The organism is Inquilinus sp. CA228 (assembly GCF_052078665.1).
Classification (GTDB): Bacteria; Pseudomonadota; Alphaproteobacteria; order DSM-16000; family Inquilinaceae; genus Inquilinus.
On record NZ_JBQJIK010000172.1, the window covers coordinates 1 to 2,051 of the forward strand.

General features: G+C 69.7%; 2 protein-coding genes. Both read left to right on the forward strand.

The features are described 5' to 3' along the window. Positions 1–1,197, forward strand: a 1,197-nt coding sequence (sucC, locus tag ACTOWL_RS37785) for an ADP-forming succinate--CoA ligase subunit beta (RefSeq protein WP_441326451.1), incomplete at its 5' end; no start/stop codon positions are given. Then, on the forward strand, positions 1,197–2,051 hold an 855-nt coding region (sucD, locus tag ACTOWL_RS37790; RefSeq protein WP_441326452.1), incomplete at its 3' end, for a succinate--CoA ligase subunit alpha. The genes sucC and sucD, both read left to right, overlap by 1 nt.

A 2,051-nucleotide genomic window follows, 5' to 3' on the forward strand; every position in this document is an offset into this window, starting at 1 on the left:
ATGAACATCCACGAATATCAGGCGAAGGGGCTGCTGGGGCGCTATGGCGTTCCGGTGCCGCGCGGCGGGGTGGCGTACACGCCGGAGGAGGCGGTGCGCGTGGCGGAGGGTCTCGGCGGCGCGGTTTTTGTCGTCAAGGCGCAGATCCATGCGGGCGGCCGCGGCAAGGGCCACTTCCAGGAGGATCCGCAGGGCAAGGGCGGCGTCCGGGTGGTGAAGTCGACGGCGGATGTCGCGGCGGCGGCCGAGGCGATGCTGGGCCGGACGCTGGTGACGGTGCAGACCGGGCCGGCGGGCAAGGAGGTCGGCCGGATCTATGTCGAGGAAGGCTGCGACATCGCCCGCGAGCTGTATCTGTCGCTGCTGGTCGACCGCAAGAGCGGCCGGGTGACGATCATCGCCTCGACCGAGGGCGGCATGGCGATCGAGGAGGTGGCGGAGGCCACGCCGGAGAAGATCCAGACCATCGCGGTCGACCCGGCCACCGGCCTGTCGGATTTCCACGCCCGGAAGGTCGCCTTCGGCCTCGGGCTGGAGGGCAAGCAGGTGAATGCGGCGGTCGGCTTCCTGAAGGCGCTGTACAAGGCCTTCAACGATCTCGACGCCTCGATGGTGGAGATCAACCCGCTGGTGGTGACCGGGGCCGGGCAGCTGATCGCGCTCGACGCCAAGATGGGCTTCGACGACAACGCCCTGTTCCGGCACAAGGAGGTCGAGGAGCTGCGCGACGAGAGCGAGCAGGACCCGACCGAGACCGAGGCGGAGAAGGCCTCGCTGAACTACGTCAAGCTGGACGGCAACATCGGCTGCATGGTCAACGGCGCCGGCCTGGCCATGGCGACCATGGACATCATCAAGCTGGAGGGCGGCGAGCCGGCCAACTTCCTGGATGTCGGCGGCGGCGCCACGCGCGAGCGGGTGACCACGGCGTTCAAGCTGATCCTGTCGGACCCGAATGTCGAAGGCATCCTGGTCAACATCTTCGGCGGCATCATGCGCTGCGACGTGATCGCCGAGGGCGTGGTCGAGGCCGCGCGCGAGGTGTCGCTGCACGTGCCCTTGGTGGTGCGGCTGGAAGGCACCAATGTCGAGCGCGGCAAGCAGATCCTGGCCGAGAGCGGGCTGCCGATCCTGTCGGCCGACGACCTCGGCGACGCCGCAGTGAAGATCGTCCGTGCCGTGAAGGAGGCCGCGTGATGGCCGTTCTCGTCGACAAGAACACCAAGGTGCTGTGCCAGGGCTTCACCGGGGCCCAGGGCACCTTCCACTCCGAGCAGGCGATCGCCTACGGCACCCGCATGGTCGGCGGCGTCACCCCGGGCAAGGGCGGCACCCGCCACCTCGACCTGCCGGTGTTCGACACCGTGGCCCAGGCGGTGGACCAGACCGGCGCCAATGCCAGCGTGATCTACGTGCCGCCGCCGTTTGCCGCCGACGCGATCCTGGAGGCGATCGACGCCGGGATCCCGCTGGTGGTGTGCATCACCGAGGGCATCCCGGTCCTGGACATGGTCAAGGTCAAGCGCGCCCTGGCCGGCTCGGCCACCCGTCTGATCGGGCCGAACTGCCCGGGCGTGATCACGCCGGGCGAGTGCAAGATCGGCATCATGCCCGGCCACATCCACCGGCGCGGCAAGATCGGCATCGTCAGCCGGTCGGGCACGCTGACCTATGAGGCGGTGGCGCAGACCACGGCGGCGGGCCTGGGCCAGACCACCTGCATCGGCATCGGCGGCGACCCGGTGAACGGGACCAGCTTCGTCGACGCGCTGGAGCTGTTCCTGGGCGACCCGGAGACCGAGGGCATCATCATGATCGGCGAGATCGGCGGCGACGCCGAGGTGATGGGGGCGGAGTTCCTGAAGGCCTCGGGCACGACCAAGCCGGTGGTCGGCTTCATCGCCGGCCGCACCGCGCCGCCGGGCCGCCGCATGGGCCATGCCGGCGCCGTGATCTCCGGCGGCCATGACACCGCCGACCACAAGATCGAGGCGCTGAAGGCCGCCGGCATCGCCGTCGCCGACTCCCCGGCATCGCTCGGCAAGACCATG